Origin of the sequence: Paraburkholderia sp. J94 (genome assembly GCF_905220285.1) — a bacterium.
GTDB classification, from domain to species: domain Bacteria; phylum Pseudomonadota; class Gammaproteobacteria; order Burkholderiales; family Burkholderiaceae; genus Paraburkholderia; species Paraburkholderia tropica_A.
Genome location: NZ_CAJMZH010000002.1, coordinates 236,211 through 252,116, shown reverse-complemented (window position 1 = coordinate 252,116; position 15,906 = coordinate 236,211). Strand labels below are relative to the sequence as shown.

The following is a 15,906-nucleotide window of genomic DNA, read 5'->3' as shown; positions in this document are numbered from 1 at the left end:
ATGCGCGCGCTCGCCCATACGCCGATCGCCGCGCGACGGCTCACTCCGCTGCTGGCCCTCGCGCTGAGCGCCTGCCTGCTCGGGCCGGACTACCAGCGCCCGAATGTCGAGGTGCCGGCGACCTACCGGTTCGCGAGCGGCGAAGCGCTCGAAGTCGCCGATACGGTCTGGTGGGAGCAGTTCCAGGAGCCGGTGCTCAATCAGCTGATCGGCACGGCGCTCGAACGCAATCGCGACGTGAAGATCGCGGCGGCCCGCATCGACGAATTCGCCGCGCAGGTGCAGATCACGCGCTCGGCGTTCTTCCCGCAGGTGGGCGCGGGTTTCACCGCGTCGCGCCAGCGCGTGTCGCAGATTAGCGGGCTGCCGTTGCAGCCGGGCATCGATCCGGTCTACAACGCGTTTTCGCCGACGCTCAGCGCGACGCTGAACCTCGATGTCTTCGGGCGCACGCGCCGGCAGACCGAGGCCGCGCGCGCCGATCTGGCCGCGACCGTGGAAGGGCGGCGCGAGACCATCCTCACGCTGGTGGCGGCGGTGGCGGGGTCCTATATCAATCTGCGCAGCCTCGACCGGCAACTGGAGATCGCGCAGGCGACGGCCGCGAGCCGCGCCGATTCGGTGCGGGTGTTCACGCAGCGCTTCGCGCATGGCGTCGTCTCGCAGATGGAGCTGGCGCAGAGCCAGTCGGAATACGAGGCCGCGCAGGGGACCATCCCCGTGATCGAGATGCAGATCGGCCAGCAGGAGGACGCGCTCTCGGTGCTGCTCGCGCAGAATCCCGGTCCGATTCCGCGCGGCCGCGAGCTGCGCGCCATCGCGCTGCCCGCTGTGCCCGCGGGCGTGCCGTCCGATCTGCTGTCGCGGCGGCCCGATCTGCTCGCGGCGGAGCAGAATCTGATCGCCGAAAACGCGCGCATCGGCGCGGCGCGCGCGCTGTATTTTCCGAACCTTTCGGTGTCGGGCGTGATCGGCTCGGCGAGCGCCGTGTTTTCGAGCCTACTGACCGGGCCGGCCTATATCTGGTCGGTGGGCGGCGCGATCGCGCAGCCGCTGTTCACGGGCGGCAACATCACCGGGCAGGTGCATCTGGCCGAAGCGCGCGAGCAGGAGGCGCTGTACACGTATCTCGATACGGTGCAGAAGGCCTTCCAGCAGGTCGAGGACGCGATGATCGCCTTGCAGAAGAGTCAGGACGAACTGGTCGCGCAAGGACGCCAGGTCGATGCGCTGGCGGTCTACGCGCGGCTCGCGCGCAAGCGCTATGACGCGGGCTACACGAGCTATATCGAGGTGCTGGATGCGGAGCGCAGTCTCTTCAACGCGCAGCTGACGCAGACGCAAACCGAGGCGGCGGTGCTGACGTACTACGTCAGTCTCTACAAGGCGATGGGCGGCGGCTGGGTGACGAAGGCGGAGACGATGACGATGCCCGCGCCCGCGAGCGGGGCGTCGGCGACTGAAGCGACGCAGACGCAAACCCAAACCCCGGCACAAACGCAGTCAGGCTCAGCGGCAATCGCGGGCGTTGCCGCTGTGACGACGGGCTCGGCGGGCCGCTAAGTGCGCGCCAGTCGACGCCGTTTTCCCTCATTGCTGCTCAGGCCCCGCGCTCGCGCGTAGCGCGGCTTCCTGCACGCCCCGCACGGCCGTCGCGACGAACAGCCCCGTCAGCACCAGACCGATCAGGCCGAGCAACACGGCGTCGATGCGGCCGAATGTCGAGGTGGGCACGACGTCGCCATAGCCGATCGTCAGCGCGGTGATCGCGCAGAAGTAGAGCGTCTCGCCGAACGGCGAGGCCGTCCGGCGTACGGTCTCGACGGGCTCGCCGAACGCATACATCCCGATCGTCAGCATGACGAATGAAACCAGCAGGCCGCCGAGAATCGCGCGCACATACCAGAGCGTCCTGGCCATTTCCAGCAGGATGTCGCGTGCGCGCAGGCGGATTTCGTCGTCGTCCGTTGGGGGTTGCATCATGCTTGCTCCGTGGATTTCGCGCGGCTGCGCTGCTCGAAGATCAGCAGCATCAGCCAGGCGTAGATCGTGACCGCGAGGAAGAGTCCCATGCGTACCGCGAACGCCGTGAGCACGTCCTTGCCCGCCACGCTGTCCTGCACCGACTGGCCCAGCAGAATGATCATCGTGACGAGGCTGTTGAGCCAGAAGCCCGGCGAATATTGCGTCGGCCGGATCCGGTAGAGCCTGCGCGCCACCAGCAGGCCGAACAGCAGCATCCACAGGAAAAACATCCACAGGTCGACGAACAGCCGCAGCGCGAACCAGCACGCCATCGCGAGCAGGCCGCCCAGCAGCGTCGAGCCGATCAGATCGCGCGCCGCCGTGCGCGCCGTGGTCGCGCAGCTTTGCCGGCCGAGGCTCACCGACTTCATGATGATCGGCATGTAGCTCGCCGGATCGGCCATGGCGAGCAGCCACGCGGGCAGCACCACGAGCGCGGCGCGCAGCGCGATGCGCCGCGCCTGATCCTCGGACATCGGCGGCGCGGCGGGCGGGCGGCGCGCGTCGATCGGCTCGGGCAGCAGCGCGTGCGTCAGGGCCGTCACCAGCACGGCCAGCAAGAGTCCCCGCACCAGCGCGCCGACCACGGTCACGGCCAGCTGGAAGTCGCTCGTGCCCGCCGCGGAGATCATCGTCAGGCCCGCCACGAGAAAGGTCGAGACCAGGTTGTTGCCGCCGCGCAGCCCGTAGCGAAACGCGAAAAACAGCAGCAGGCCGACGATGGCGACGCCGTCGAACGCGTAGTGCCGCAGCAGCGGCACCATCAGCAGGCCGCTGCCCGTCGTCAGCGCGACCACGATCGCGAGCGCCGCGCCGGTCTTCAGCGAAAGCGGACGCGTCTGGGTCGCGAGCAGGAATACGGCGAAGACCGGTGCGATGACGGGAATCGGCCAGTCCAGCGCGAAACTGATCGCGAGGCACAGCGCCGTGCCGAAGGCGAGGCGCAGCGCGCGCCGTCCGGCCAGCGGGAGCGTGTTGGGCGTGGCCATCGTCAGTAGACGTAGGCAATCCAGCTCATCGCGCGCAGAAACACGCGGCCCAGCGGATTGAGCGGATTGGGCGAGGTCGGAAACGCCATGACCTCGGCCTGGCCGCCCACGCGCACGCTGTTGAGCTGGTTCAGGCGCGCGCGGTCGTCGGCGGAGAATTCGACGATCACGGGAAAGCGCTGCGCGGGCCGCAGCCAGTCGCGGCTGTTCTGCACCGTGGGCAGGCTGCCGGGCGGCGTGCTCTGGCCCGTGCTGACGCCGTAGCCGATGCTGCGGATGCGCCCCGCGAAGACGTCGCCGGGCAGCGAATCGAGCACGATGGAGACCGGTGTGCCCGGCTCCAGATGGCCCAGATTGTTCTCGGTCATGTCGGCGCTGATCCACACGTCGCGGATCGCGATCAGCGTCATGACCGGATTGCCCGCCGCCGCGAACTGGCCGACTTCCGCGCGCAGATCGGTGACGACACCGCTCGAACGGGCGCGGATCTGCGTGTTCGCGAGATCGAGTTCGGCCTTTTTGACGGCGGCCGCCGCGCTGCGCAATTGCGCGTTGTCGGTCTCGCTGCCGCCTTGCTGTTCGCGCGCGCGTTCCACTTCGGCGCGCGCGGCGACCACCTGGCTCTGGGCCTGCTCGTAAGTCGCACGCGCGACCTCGATGCGCCGCAGCGACACCGTGCCTTCGTCCTCGCGATAGAGCCGTTCGAGACGGTCGCTGTCCTGGCGCGCCTTGACCTCGTTCGCGAGCGCCGCGCGCAGCGAGGCTTGCGCCGAATCGATGCCCGCCGTATTCGCGCCGAGCTGGCGGCGCGCGGTCTCGTAGTCGGCGCGGGCGCGCGCGGCGGCGATCTGGTACTGGTCGGCGTCGACTTCGAACAGCACGTCGCCGGCGTTGACCGCCTGGTTGTTGTGCACGAGCACGCGCGTGACGCGCGCCGATATCTCGGCGGCGACCGGCACCACGTAGGCCTGCACGCGCGCCTGCTGTGTGTAGGGCGTGAAGCGGTCGGCGAGCAGATACCAGAGCAGGCTCGCGGCCAGCAGCGCGATCACCCACTTGAGCGCCTTGCCCGAGGCGTCGGCGGCGGGCGGGGGCGTTTGGGGGGCAGGATTCGGGGCGGCGCTCATCGGGATGCACCTTGTGACGGCGCGGCGACGGCCGCCGCGGAGCGTGATGCGGGCGCGGCGGACGACGATGCCGGCGATGCGTGCGCAACGTGCGATGTCTGCGATGCGTGCGATGTCTGCGATGCGTGCGATGTCTGCTGCGCGTGCGCTGAAGGCGGCGCGTTGACCTCGTCGATCAGATTGCCCCAGTCGGTGCGTTGCTGCATGCGCGCGCGCGTCCCCGCATCGACGACCGGCTGTTCGGTGTACCAGCCGCCGCCGAGCGCCTTGTACAGCGCGATCAGGCTGCCGATGGCGTTGCCGCGATTGACGATATACGCGTCCTGCTGCGTGAACAGCGCGCGCTGGGCGTCGAGCACGCGCTGAAAGTCGGAATAGCCTTCGCGATAGATCGTGTTGGCGAGCTTGAGCGAGCGCTGCGCGGCCGCCTGCGCCTCGTTCAGGATGGTCTCGCGCTGCCAGGCGCCGAGCAGCGACGTGGCGGCGTCGTCGGCCTCGCGCGCCGCCTCGCGCACGGTGTTCTGGTAGGCCACCGCCAACTGCTGGAGCCGCGCGTCCTGAACGCGCACGTTGTTCTCGATCCGGCCGTGATCGAAGACGTTCCAGGTCACGCTCGGGCCCGCCACGAGGGCCAGCGTATGCGACGAGCCCGCGCTCCAGACCAGCGAGCCGAGCAGCGACACGGACGGATAGAAGTCGGCCTTCGCCACGCCGATCAGCGCCGACTGCGCCGCCATCTGATATTCGGCGGCGATCACGTCGGGACGGCGCAGCAGCAGATCGGCGGGCACGTCCTGGAGCACGGCGCGGTCCACGAGCGGCAGCACGCCGCTCATGCCGGGCTGCGCGTCGAGTTCGGGCAGCGGTCCCGGCGGACGCCCGACCAGCGCGGACAGCGCGTGCCGCGCGAGTTCGATCTGGCTTTCGAGATCGGGAATGCTGCTGAGCGTGCCCAGATATTGTGTTTTGGCCTGCTGAAGATCGAGTTCGTCGGTTTCGCCGCTCTTGAACAGCTTTTGCGTGATGTCGTAGCTGCGCTTTTGCAGCTGCGCGTTCTCGCGCGCGATGCGCAGCCGCGCCTCGGCCGTGCGCAGCGTGAAATAGGTATCGGCGATCTGCGCGTGCAGCAGCACGAGCGCGGCGTCGCGGTTCGCCTGCGCGGCGAAGAACGCGGCGTCGGCGGATTCGATGGCGCGCGCGAAGCGTCCCCAGAAGTCGAGTTCCCAGCCGATGCTGAAGCCCGCGCCGTACTGCCACGCGGGGCCCGATTGCGGCGAGAAGGCAGCCGAGTGGCGGTGCGCGGACCAGGTCGCATCGGCGTCGATCTGCTGCACCTGCGGGTAGCGCCCCGCCTGCGCGATGCCCAGTTGCGCGCGCGCTTCGAGCACGCGCAGCCCGGCGATCCGCAGATCGCCGTTGCCGGCGTCGCCCGCGTCCATCAGCGCTTCGAGATTCGGGTCGCCGAAAACGCGCCACCACTGGCGCACGTCGGGTTGCGCCGTCTGCTGCGTGACGCGCTCGACCGCCTCGCTGCGCCAGTGCTCGCTCCAGGCTTCGTGCTGCGGCTGAAAATCCGGTCCCACGCGCATGCAGCCTTCGAGGACGCCGGCTCCGAGCAGCATCGCCAGCGTGAAGGGGCGCATGACGGGCAACACGTCGGGGTCCCGCAGCGTCAAGGCTGTTGTTCGGGCGCCTGTGGCGGAATCTGCGCCTGAGTCTGCGACGGGGTTTGCGCCTGTGCCACGATCTGGGCCTCGTCCAGCGTGCGGCTCTGCGGCTGATCCTTCACCCAGCGCCAGAACAGCTGATAGCCGACCGCGAGCATCACGGGCCCGATGAACAGCCCGATGACGCCGCCCGTCACCATGCCGCCGAGCGCGCCGATCAGCACGACAGGCATCGGCACCGCGACGCCGCGGCCGAGCAGCAGCGGCTTGAGCACGTTGTCGGCGAGACCGGCGATGAACACGTAGACGGAGAACACGATGGTCGCCGTGCTCAAGCCCTCGGTGACGATCACGAAAATGATCACGGGCACGGTGATCAGCGTGGCCGGCAGCTGCATGATGCCGATCAGCAGCACGGCGAGCGCGAGCAGGCCCGCGCCGGGAATGCCCATGACGATGAAGGCGACGCCGATCAGCACCATCTGGATGAACGCGATGCCGACCACACCCTGAGCCACGGCGCGTATCGTGGCCGTGCACAGGTCGGTGATCTGCACGCCGTTGTCCGGGCCGGAGATGCGCGAGGCGATCTGCACGGCGCTTTCATGGCCCTTTTCGCCGAAGGCCATGAGGATGCCCGCGACGATCAGCGCCGCGAAGAACACCATCAAGCCCACGCCCAGGCCGGTCAAGGTGCCGAGCAGCGCGCGGCCCGCGTCCTTGAGCTGGGGCGCGAACTTCTGCGCGACGCCCGCGATGTCCGTGGACGCCTGTAGCCAGAAGTCGTAGACGCGCTTGCCGACCAGCGGCCAGCTCAGCACCGATTCGGCCGGCGGCGGCACGCGCAGGCTGCCGCTCTTGAACACGGCCATCGCGTTGTCGACCGAGTCGGCGACGGCCACGCCCAGCAGATACGCGGGCACGATCACGATGACGAAAGCCGCGAGCACGATCAGCGTGGCGATCAGGCCGTCCCGGTTCGGCATCGAACGGCGCAGCCGGATCTGTAGCGGATAGAGCGTGATCGCGAGGATCAGCGCCCACACCATCAGGTTGAGAAACGGCACGAAGATGCGAAAGCAGAAGATCGCCAGCACGGCGACGAGCCCGGCGCGTATCAGGACGTCGAGCAGCTCTCGGGACAGGACCTTCTGGGTGGGCGGTGTGATCAGCATCGGTTCTTCTCCTGCCGGTGCGCCACGGGACGCGCCGCTGAAGCAAGACGGCGGCGCTGGCCGTGACCGCGCCGGTTCCCCTGATGGCGGTTCCCCACTATCGGATCGCGCCCGCACAGGGTCAATTGGACTTTGGTCCCATAGCATTCCCGGCAATTCTGTTGAAGCGGCCGCTCAGAAGCTCATCGCGAAGCCGAACGAGACGCCGTGAACGTTGTGGCCGAACACATAGCGCACCATCGCGCGCGTGCGGGTGATGATGACGGGATAGCGGCTGCTGTCGAGTTCGAGCCCCACGCCGAGCGAGGTGAGATCGTTGAAACCCAGCGCGCCGGCGCTGTCGCCGAAATAGTGCGAGTACGCGGCCTCCAGCACGTAGCGCACGGGCCGGTCGAGCGCGTGCAGGCCGGTCGGCGCGCGCCAGCGCGTCCAGAGGCTCAGTTGCTGCGCCGTGGCCGAACCCTGCACCGCCGCCGACGAACCGCCGAAACTGCGCAGGTAGATATCGGTGGCGCGCAATTCGGCGTCGATTTCGTAGTTCTCCCGATAGTGCTCGTAGTCGAGCATCAGCGAGCCGCCGTAGCCGTAGGCGTCGAGCGAGCCGTTTTCGAGAAACTGCAGATTGCTGTCGGTGACGTGATTGAACAGCGTCTGGCCCACTTTCAGGTCGCTGGCGACGCGCCCGATCGTGCCGTTCAGGATAGGGCGGAAGGCCAGTTCGTTGGTGATGCGGAAGTCCCAGCCGATGCCGACCGTGCCGCTGAACGTGTTCCATCGGGTCGGCACCGCGCGCTGCTGGGCGCCGTCCGTCGCGAGGAACACCGGATCGTAGCGGCTATAGGCGAGCGTGCCTTCGAGATAGAGCGGAAACGTGCGGCTGAGCGTGAAGCCGCCGCCGAGCTGCGACTGGCCGAAACCCGGATTGCCGGTCGCGCCGTTGTTGACCGACAGATTGCTGGTCGTCACGTCGGGGACCGTCGTGTAGGACATGATCGCGAGCACCGCATTGGCGTGCTGCTTGACGTTGCCGCCGACCACCGTATTCGACGATAGCGGCCCTTGCGCCGTCTGCGCATAGGCCGCGCCGCCCGGCAGGGCCGTCATGACGCCGATGCACGCGAGCACCCGCGCGGCGCGCGCCGCGCGATTCGCCCGATGCACGCCCTGCACGCCATACTTTTTCCGCGCCCGACCGCGCAAGATCCCCCGCGCTTGCTGCTGCATCGCTCACACCCCCGTTGTCAGCGGCTCGATTGCTGTCGATGGCCGGTCCGGCATGTGTCGAAGCCGGACCCTGCCGACGCGCGTCGCGTCACGGCGTCGTTTTTCCTCCGTTGCTGCCATTTGTGCCGCTACATTCGGCGGGCAGACTGCCGGGTTTGAGCGTCAGCGTGAGATGACTGCCGCGGCTTGAAGTGAGGATCTGGCCGTAGCTGACGGTCGGGATGAACTGGATATCCGGTGCGACGGCAACGGGCGGAGTGCGCGCGCCGTCCACGGTCAGATCGAGCTCGACGGTCACCGATTCGACGTGTGCGCCCCAGTCCTGTTTTTTCGTCGCCTGATCCTGGCGGAAATCGCAGAGACCCTGCAGGACGTTCTGCAATGCAGTGGAAATATCGACCGGCTTGCCCGGTGGAATGGGCGCCGTGTTGCAGCCGGCAATCAGCAGCGGCGAGGCGATCAGACAGAGTGAGCGAAGGGCTCGCATCCGGTTCTCCTGCTTGGCATCGTACGGCGGTTCACGGGGCGTGCTCGCGCAACGCGGGAGATCACTGCGTGGCGCGGCCAGGCCGACGATACGATCTTTGCATGACCTCTGCAATCGCGGCCGAAGACACAGCGCCTGGGTGAGTCCAGGATAGCTGGAGAAAAGAATAACGCCTTTGCGGCCGCCGCGCATGCTGAATGCGAGGCCGTTCGCACAGTGCGCGGATACGACCAAGGTCGTATTCCGCACGTACCGTTTGTATGGTCTCGTCAAGCGTGACAAGGAGAGCGCGATGACCGACGAGCAGGCCCCCGAGGCAGGCAGCGGCAATGCGGCCCAGGCGCGCGGCGGCTTCGCGGCCTGGGTGCCATGCCGATGGCTGCGCGATTACCGGCTGCGCTGGCTGTCGTCGGATCTCGTGGCGGGCGTGACGCTGGCGGCCTATGGCATTCCCGTCGCGCTGGCGTATGCGGCGCTCGCGGGCTTGCCAGATCAATACGGCGTGTACGGTTATCTGGCTGGCGGCGCGGCCTACGCGCTACTCGGCTCGTCGCGCCAGTTGGCGATCGGACCGACTTCGGCGATCTCGATGCTGGTTGGCGTGAGCGTCGCGGAGATGGCGGGCGGCGACGCGCAGCGCGCCGCGTCGATCGCCGCGTTGACCGCGCTGCTCGTCGCGGCCCTGTGCCTGATCGGCTGGATACTGCGCCTCGCGTCGCTCGTCAACTTCATCGGCGAGACGATTTTGCTGGGCTTCAAGGCGGGCGCGGCGCTGACGATCGCGCTGACGCAATTGCCGAAGCTGCTCGGTGTTGCTGGCGGCGGCGAACAGTTCATCGAGCGCCTGACGATGCTGATCCGCCAGGTGCCCGACACGCGTTTCGTCGTGCTCGCGTTCGGCCTCGTCGCGCTGGCCTTGCTGCTGCTCGGCGAAAAGTATTTGCCGGGCCGTCCGGTCGCCTTGATCGTGGTGGCGCTCTCCATCGTGCTGATGACGCACACGCCGCTGGGCGCGATGGGTTTCAAGGTCGTCGGCGCGTTGCCGCGCGGGCTGCCCGGTTTCGACGTGCCGCCGCTGAGGGTGCGCGACGTCGACGGCATCGTGCCGCTCGCGTTCGCCTGCATGCTGCTGTCCTACGTGGAGAGCGTGTCGGCCGCGCGCGCCATCGCGCGCAATCACGGCGAGGAGATCGACGCCCGTCAGGAAATGCTTGGGCTAGGCGCGGCCAATCTCGCGGCGGGGCTTTTTCATGCGTTTCCGGTGGCGGGCGGGCTGTCGCAATCGTCGGTGAACGACCAGGCGGGCGCGAAGACGCCGCTCGCGCTGGTGTTCGCGTCGATCGCCATCGGCCTGTGTCTCGTGTTTCTCTCGGATCTGCTGACGGGCCTGCCGACGGTCGTGCTGGCGGTCATCGTGCTGGTGGCGGTCAAGGGGCTTGTCGATATTCGCGAGCTGCGGCACGTCTGGCGCGTGAGCCGCCAGGAGTTCGCGGTGGCGATGATCGCGCTCTGTGCGGTGCTGCTGCTCGGCATTCTCAAGGGCGTAATTTTCGCAGTGCTCGCGTCGATGCTGCTGCTCGTGATGCGCGTTGCGCATCCGCATGTGGCGGTGCTCGGTCGCATGCCGGGCACGCGCCGCTATACCGACAACGAACGCCATCCCGACAACGAGACGATACCCGGCGTGCTGATGTTCCGCGTCGAGGCGTCGCTGCTGTACTTCAACGTCGATGCGGTGCGCGAGCGGATTCGCGCGGCCATCGGCGCGTCGGCGTGTCCGGTCGGGCTGGTGATCGTCGACCTGTCCAACGCGCCCGCACTCGATATCGCGGGCGCGCGGATGCTCGCGGCGCTGCAGGCGCAGCTCGCGAAAACGGGCGGGGCGCTGCGCATCGTCGCGGCGCACGGCAGCGTGCGCGACCTGCTGCGCGCGGAAGGGCTCGAGCGGCTCGTCGGCGACATCGGCCGCCTCGTGACGGTGGACGACGTGATCGAAACGTATCTGCGCGCGGCCGAGGCGCGCGGTCCCGCAGCGGCGCCCACGCCGCGCCAGCCAACCTGATGCGAGGTCTCTCATGAACACTGCGATGCCTGCCCGGCAAGACCAGCCCGAAGATCGACCCCACCGGCGCGAGCCGATCCTCAACGTCGTCGACCGCGTGTGCGAACTGTGCTTCGGCCTGTTCATGGCGCTGACCTTCGTCGGCGCGGTCAAGGCCGTCACCGTCGCCGACGATGCGGGGCGCAAGATGTTCATCACCGCGCTCGGCTGCAATCTCGCCTGGGGTCTCGCGGACGCCGTGATGTACCTCGTGCGCACGCTCGCCGACCGCGGCCAGCGCCGCAAGCTCGCGCTGGCCGTGCAGCGCGAGTCCAATCCCGCGCTGGCGGTGCGCAGCCTGCGCGGCGCGCTGCCCGACAGCCTCTCGCCGCTCGTCGACGACGCCGAACTCGAACGGATGCGCGCGCGCATCGCGGCGGCCTCGACCTTGCCGCCTCGCGCGCAGTTCGTGCGCGCCGATTTCGTCGGCGCACTCGGTATTTTTCTGCTCGTGGTGGTGGCGACGTTTCCGGTCGCGCTGCCGTTTCTCGTCATCGCCGATAACAAGGCGGCGCTGGTCGCCTCGCGCGTGCTCACGCTCGTCATGCTGTTCGCGGCGGGCTTCGCGCTGGGACGCTATACCGGCGCGGGCGGGATGCGCGCGGGCTTCGCGATGATCGCGCTCGGCATTCTGCTGACGATGGCGATCATTGCGCTCGGCGGTTAGGGGAGGAAAATCGGACCAAGGTCCGATTTCATCGGCGTTGGCCGGCGCGTATGCTGGCTCGACGAACTTCGGACGAGACTGCGATGCGTGCCGTACTAAGTGGATTCGCCGTGCTGGTTGCCGACCTTGCCGCGTTGACGGCAGTGCCGCTTGTCACGCTCACGCCGCTCGTACCGCTCGCCACGCTCGCACCGCCGAGGCTGCGTTTCAGAACGCACGGCCATATCGCGAGGATGCCTGGCCGGGCGCGCAGACAACGCGTTCGAGGAGACCACTAGACACGCGGGCTAGACCCCGCTCGATTTGACGGACGATGGAGCATCCGATTGGGACTGCGTAGCATTGTTCGACGACGCGGGCAACGGCGCGGGCAACGACAGTGACACCGAGGGCGCATTCGCGCCGCCGCGCACATCGGCCGCTGCCGCCGTCTCCGGCTGCGCGGGCCGGTTCATCGCGCCGCCGACCAGGATGCCGGTCGAGGCGAGAAAGACCGCAAGCAGCAGAGCGAAAGCCATAACACGTACCTCACCGGCATGGGTGGCGGCGTCCGGCGCCCGATCGAAGGGCGCGGGACGCCTGGCCTCATCAATCGACGCCCTGATGGGCGACCGCGACCGCCGCATCGCGCTTCTTCTTGGCCTCCGCCTTCTTGTGGTCGTAGACCTTCTTGGCCGCGGCCACTTCGCGGTCGTACTCGCGATTCGCGGCGGCGACCTGCTGGTGCATCCGCACGATCTCGTCGGGATGCGCGGCGTGCGCCGCCGGGGTCGATGCGGGGTTGTCCTGAGCCCGGACGCCGGAAACGCACAGGAGAGGAAGGGTCGCGATCATCATGGCCACGGTCCGGTATTTCATGACGAACTCCTATGTCGGTATGGAAGGACGAGTGCTAAAGCCCCTCCAGCCTATACGCGCGCGCCGCCCCCTTGTATCGGACTTTGGTCTGATAAGTGGGACGGCGCGTGGCTGCGCATGGTTGCGTATGGCTGCGCATGGCTGCGCATGGCTACAACCCGCGCGCGTCTAGGACGTCTTGATGCAGGCGATCCGGTACACGCCGTCTTCGACTTCGACCCCATGCGTATCGTGCGTAAAACCGGGGAAACGCAGATCGTATTGTTCGAGCGCCTTGAGATAGCCGAGCAGCGGGCCGTCGGCGGGGCCGGCGTTCTCGCCGGGCATCAGCAGCGGAATGCCCGGCGGATAGGGCACGACCGCGTTGGCGACCACGCGCCCCGCCATCTGCGAGAGGTCGAGCGTTTCCACGTCGTTGTGGACCAGCAGCTCGAACGCTTCCTGCGGGCTGCATTCGGGATGCGGCAGCGTCGAGAATCCGCGCGACATCATCTCGGTGGTCTTGAGGTCGCGCATCGCGCGGAACATCAGGTCGCACAGATCGCGCAGCCCAAGGCCCCGGTAACGCTGCGGATAACGCGCCACCAGTCCGGGCAGCGCCTGATCGAGCGGCAAATTCGCGTCGTAGTCCTTCTTGAAGTCGAGCAGCGTGTTGACGAGCGTGCCCCACTTGCCCTTGGTGATGCCGATCGAAAACAGCAGCAGGATCGTGAAATCGGTGGTCTTCTCGACGACGATGCCGTGGCGGTCGAGATAGGCCGTGACCACGCAGGCCGGAATGCCGATCGGCTGGAGGCCGCCTTCGGGCGCGACGCCCGGCGTGAGAATCGACACCTTGATCGGATCGAGCATGCAGTAGCCGTCCTCGATCTCGCCGAAGCCGTGCCAGACCTCGTTGGCGCGCAGCACCCAGCACGACGGATCGGTCGCGAGCAGTTCGGGGTCGGCTTCGTGGAACGGCGTGCGGCGGCCGGTCTGCCGGTTCAGGACCTGATCAGGCTGCCAGCCGTCGAAGAACCAGTCGTCCTGCTCGTCGAACTGTGCGTGCAGCCGCGACAGCATCTGGCGGAACGCGACGGCCTCGCGGATCGCGTCGCCCGTGAGCGCTTCGCCGCCCGCGCCGTCCATCATCGCGGCGCTCACGTCGTTCGAAGCGATGATCGCGTATTGCGGCGAGGTCGAGGCGTGCATCATGTAGGCCTCGTTGAAGCGCGCGTGCTCGATCGGATTGCGGCCGTCGCGGATGTGGATGAACGAGGCCTGCGACAAGGCCGCGAGCAGCTTGTGCGTCGAGTGCGTGGCGAACACCGTGGGCTTCGACGCGTCGTGATCGGCCGGATCGCCGTGCATGGCGAAGCGATCGCGATAGAGCGGATTGAAGCGCGCGTAGCCGTACCAGGCTTCGTCGAAGTGCAGCCGGTCGACGCTTTCGCCGAGCAGTTCTTCGAGGCGCGTGACGTTGTAGCAGAGGCCGTCGTAGGTCGAATTCGTCACGAGCGCATGCACGGGCACGGGCTCGACGCCGTCGCGGTCGCGCACGAGCGGATTTTGTTCGATCAGCAGGCGGATCGCGGCGGCCGTGAGGCGCTCGGGCAGGATCGGCCCGATGATGCCGTAGCGGTTGCGCGACGGCACGAGGTAAGTCGGGATCGCGCCCGACATCGTCATCGCGTGCTCGGCCGACTTGTGGCAATTGCGGTCGCAGAGCGCGATCTGGTTGCGCGTCACGCTCGCCATCAGGATCACGCGGTTCGACATCGACGAGCCGTTCGTCACGTGATACGTGCGATGCGAGCCGAACACGCGCGCCGCGTAACGCTCGCTTTCGCCGATCGGGCCGCTGTGGTCGAGCAGGGAGCCGAGTTCGCCGACCGAAATCGACAGGTCCGAGCGGAACAGCTGTTCGCCGAAGAACTCGAAGAACGCCTGGCCGACGGTCGATTTCATGAAGGCGGTGCCGCCGGTATGGCCCGGCGTGTGCCACGAGTATTCGAACACGCGCGAGAAACGCGCGAGCGCGCCGAGCATCGGCGGCAGCACCGTTTCCCGATAGCGTTCGATCGACGCGATGATGCGCCCGGCGATGAACGCGGTCGTGTCTTCGAGCATCCAGATGAAGTCGTCGGCCTTCTGCATGGCGTCGACGGGAATCGTCGAGGCGCTCGTGCGGCTCGCGAGCAGGAAGATCGGCACGGTCGCGCTGCGCAGCCGTTGCGCGTCGAGCACGCGCTGCGCCGCCAGGTGGCTGTCGTCGCCTTCGAGTTCCCAGCTCAGCAGCAGGCATTGCACGAGCGGATCGGACTGGATCACGGCGATGGCGTCGTCGGCCGATGCGGCGGTGACGACGCGCACGTTGCGATCCTCCAGTTCGCGCGCGAGCGCTTCGGCGGCGCGGCCGCTGGCGGTGCGCGTCTCGACTTCGTGATCGACCAGCAGCGCCTTCATGCCGAGCCGGCGATAGACGGATTCCGATGAGAACGGCATGTGAACTCCCTTGCGGTTCGGCGCGCGTGGTGGGGAAACTTCGCGCGCGCCGTGGCGCGCCGCGAAGCGTTCAGGGGAAAGGCTCAGGCGTCGCTTTCAGGCGCAGCGTTCACGGGACGCTTTCAGTCGACGCATGCAGTCGACGCTTTCAGCCGTAATAGCGCAGCCCGGGTTCGCGGGTGCTGACCCGCGTACCCGCTGCATTGCGCGTAATGGCGACGATGTCGGGCAGCGCGCCGATCACCGCGTCCTTGCCCGTGTGGCGGGCGAATTCGGCGGCGGCCATGACCTTCGGCCCCATCGAGCCGGCCGCGAAACCGAGCCGGTCGAGTTCGTCGGGATGCGCCTGCGCGATGGCCTTGCTCTCGGGCTTGCCCCAGTCGATATAGGCGGCGTTCACGTCGGTCGCGATGATCAGCATGTCCGCTTCGAGTTCCTCGGCGAGCAGGGCGGAGCACAGGTCCTTGTCGATCACCGCTTCGACGCCGTGCAGGCTGCGCTTGTCGTCGTACATCGTCGGGATGCCGCCGCCGCCCGCGCAGATGACGATCGTGCCGCGTTCGAGCAGCCACTTCACCGGCCGGATCTCGAAGATGTGCTGCGGGCGCGGACTCGCCACGACGCGGCGGAACTTGTCGCCGTCGGGCGCGATGCTCCAGCCTTTTTCCGCGGCCAGCCGCTCGGCTTCGGCCTTGTCGTAGACGGGGCCGATCGGCTTGCTCGGATGCTGGAAAGCCGGGTCCGCCGGATCGACTTCGACCTGGGTCAGAATGGTCGCAAACGGCACTTCGAAAGGCAGCAGGTTGCCGAGTTCCTGCTCGATCAGATAGCCGATCATCCCTTCGGTCTGGGCGCCGAGCACGTCGAGCGGATAGCCCGGCACGTCCTTGTAGGCCGCGCCCTGCAGCGCGAGCAGACCGACCTGCGGACCGTTGCCATGCGCGATGACGAGCTCGTTCCCCTCGGCGATCTGCGCGATCTGTTCCGCCGCGATGCGGACGTTCTCGCGCTGATTCTCGGCCGTCATCGGTTCGCCGCGCCGCAGGAGCGCGTTACCGCCTAACGCAATCACAATGCGCATCGTCTTCCCCTTCGTGGTCCG

14 protein-coding genes are annotated in these 15,906 nt (G+C 67.8%); 3 read left to right on the top strand and 11 right to left on the bottom strand.

Going from position 1 to position 15,906, the window contains the following annotated elements:
* Positions 1 to 1,563 carry an efflux transporter outer membrane subunit gene (locus U4Y88_RS04460; RefSeq protein ID WP_321782517.1) on the top strand — a complete coding sequence of 521 codons (1,563 nt, stop codon included), beginning with the start codon at positions 1 to 3 and terminating at the stop codon, positions 1,561 to 1,563.
* Positions 1,564 to 1,590: 27 nt separating this feature from the next.
* On the opposite strand, the gene U4Y88_RS04455 is transcribed toward U4Y88_RS04460, so the two are convergent.
* The 7 genes from U4Y88_RS04455 to U4Y88_RS37735 form a co-directional block, all read right to left on the bottom strand.
* Positions 1,591 to 1,980, bottom strand: coding sequence for a potassium channel family protein (locus U4Y88_RS04455; protein WP_321782967.1), 390 nt, complete (start codon positions 1,978 to 1,980; stop codon positions 1,591 to 1,593).
* Positions 1,980 to 3,014, bottom strand: coding sequence for a DUF2955 domain-containing protein (locus U4Y88_RS04450; RefSeq protein ID WP_224015515.1), 1,035 nt, complete (start codon positions 3,012 to 3,014; stop codon positions 1,980 to 1,982). The genes U4Y88_RS04455 and U4Y88_RS04450 overlap by 1 nt, the downstream gene beginning before the upstream one ends.
* A 2-nt stretch (positions 3,015 to 3,016) precedes the next feature.
* Positions 3,017 to 4,141 carry an HlyD family secretion protein gene (locus U4Y88_RS04445; protein WP_321782515.1) on the bottom strand — a complete coding sequence of 375 codons (1,125 nt, stop codon included), beginning with the start codon at positions 4,139 to 4,141 and terminating at the stop codon, positions 3,017 to 3,019.
* A complete protein-coding gene (locus tag U4Y88_RS04440) occupies positions 4,138 to 5,784 on the bottom strand; it encodes an efflux transporter outer membrane subunit (protein ID WP_321782965.1) in 1,647 nt (548 codons plus the stop codon). The genes U4Y88_RS04445 and U4Y88_RS04440 overlap by 4 nt, the downstream gene beginning before the upstream one ends.
* A 29-nt stretch (positions 5,785 to 5,813) precedes the next feature.
* Positions 5,814 to 6,983: an AI-2E family transporter gene (locus U4Y88_RS04435; RefSeq protein WP_321782514.1), complete on the bottom strand. Its 1,170-nt coding sequence runs from the start codon at positions 6,981 to 6,983 to the stop codon at positions 5,814 to 5,816.
* Positions 6,984 to 7,157: 174 nt separating this feature from the next.
* A complete protein-coding gene (locus U4Y88_RS04430) occupies positions 7,158 to 8,087 on the bottom strand; it encodes a hypothetical protein (RefSeq protein WP_224015531.1) in 930 nt (309 codons plus the stop codon).
* Positions 8,088 to 8,295: 208 nt separating this feature from the next.
* Complete coding sequence (locus U4Y88_RS37735; RefSeq protein WP_415774390.1) at positions 8,296 to 8,928, bottom strand: hypothetical protein; 633 nt, start codon at positions 8,926 to 8,928, stop codon at positions 8,296 to 8,298.
* A gap of 58 nt (positions 8,929 to 8,986) precedes the next feature.
* Between U4Y88_RS37735 and U4Y88_RS04420 the strand changes: the two genes are divergently transcribed.
* Together U4Y88_RS04420 and U4Y88_RS04415 are read left to right on the top strand one after the other, a co-directional pair.
* A complete protein-coding gene (locus U4Y88_RS04420; RefSeq protein ID WP_321782512.1) occupies positions 8,987 to 10,756 on the top strand; it encodes a SulP family inorganic anion transporter in 1,770 nt (589 codons plus the stop codon).
* Between the two features lie 13 nt (positions 10,757 to 10,769).
* On the top strand, positions 10,770 to 11,462 hold the full coding sequence (locus U4Y88_RS04415; protein WP_224015507.1) for a VIT1/CCC1 transporter family protein: 693 nt from the start codon (positions 10,770 to 10,772) through the stop codon (positions 11,460 to 11,462).
* A 287-nt stretch (positions 11,463 to 11,749) separates the two neighbouring features.
* Here U4Y88_RS04415 and U4Y88_RS04410 read toward each other — a convergent pair whose 3' ends face one another.
* The 4 genes from U4Y88_RS04410 to arcC form a co-directional block, all read right to left on the bottom strand.
* Entirely contained in the window at positions 11,750 to 11,980 is a 231-nt protein-coding gene (locus U4Y88_RS04410) for a hypothetical protein (protein ID WP_321782510.1), read from the bottom strand.
* Positions 11,981 to 12,050: 70 nt separating this feature from the next.
* The gene (locus U4Y88_RS04405; RefSeq protein ID WP_321782508.1) at positions 12,051 to 12,320 is read right to left on the bottom strand and encodes a hypothetical protein; all 270 of its coding nucleotides are present in this window, start codon (positions 12,318 to 12,320) and stop codon (positions 12,051 to 12,053) included.
* Positions 12,321 to 12,488: 168 nt separating this feature from the next.
* Entirely contained in the window at positions 12,489 to 14,804 is a 2,316-nt protein-coding gene (locus tag U4Y88_RS04400; protein WP_321782506.1) for an Orn/Lys/Arg decarboxylase N-terminal domain-containing protein, read from the bottom strand.
* A gap of 148 nt (positions 14,805 to 14,952) precedes the next feature.
* On the bottom strand, positions 14,953 to 15,885 hold the full coding sequence (gene arcC / locus U4Y88_RS04395) for a carbamate kinase (RefSeq protein ID WP_321782504.1): 933 nt from the start codon (positions 15,883 to 15,885) through the stop codon (positions 14,953 to 14,955).
* Positions 15,886 to 15,906: the final 21 nt, after the last annotated feature.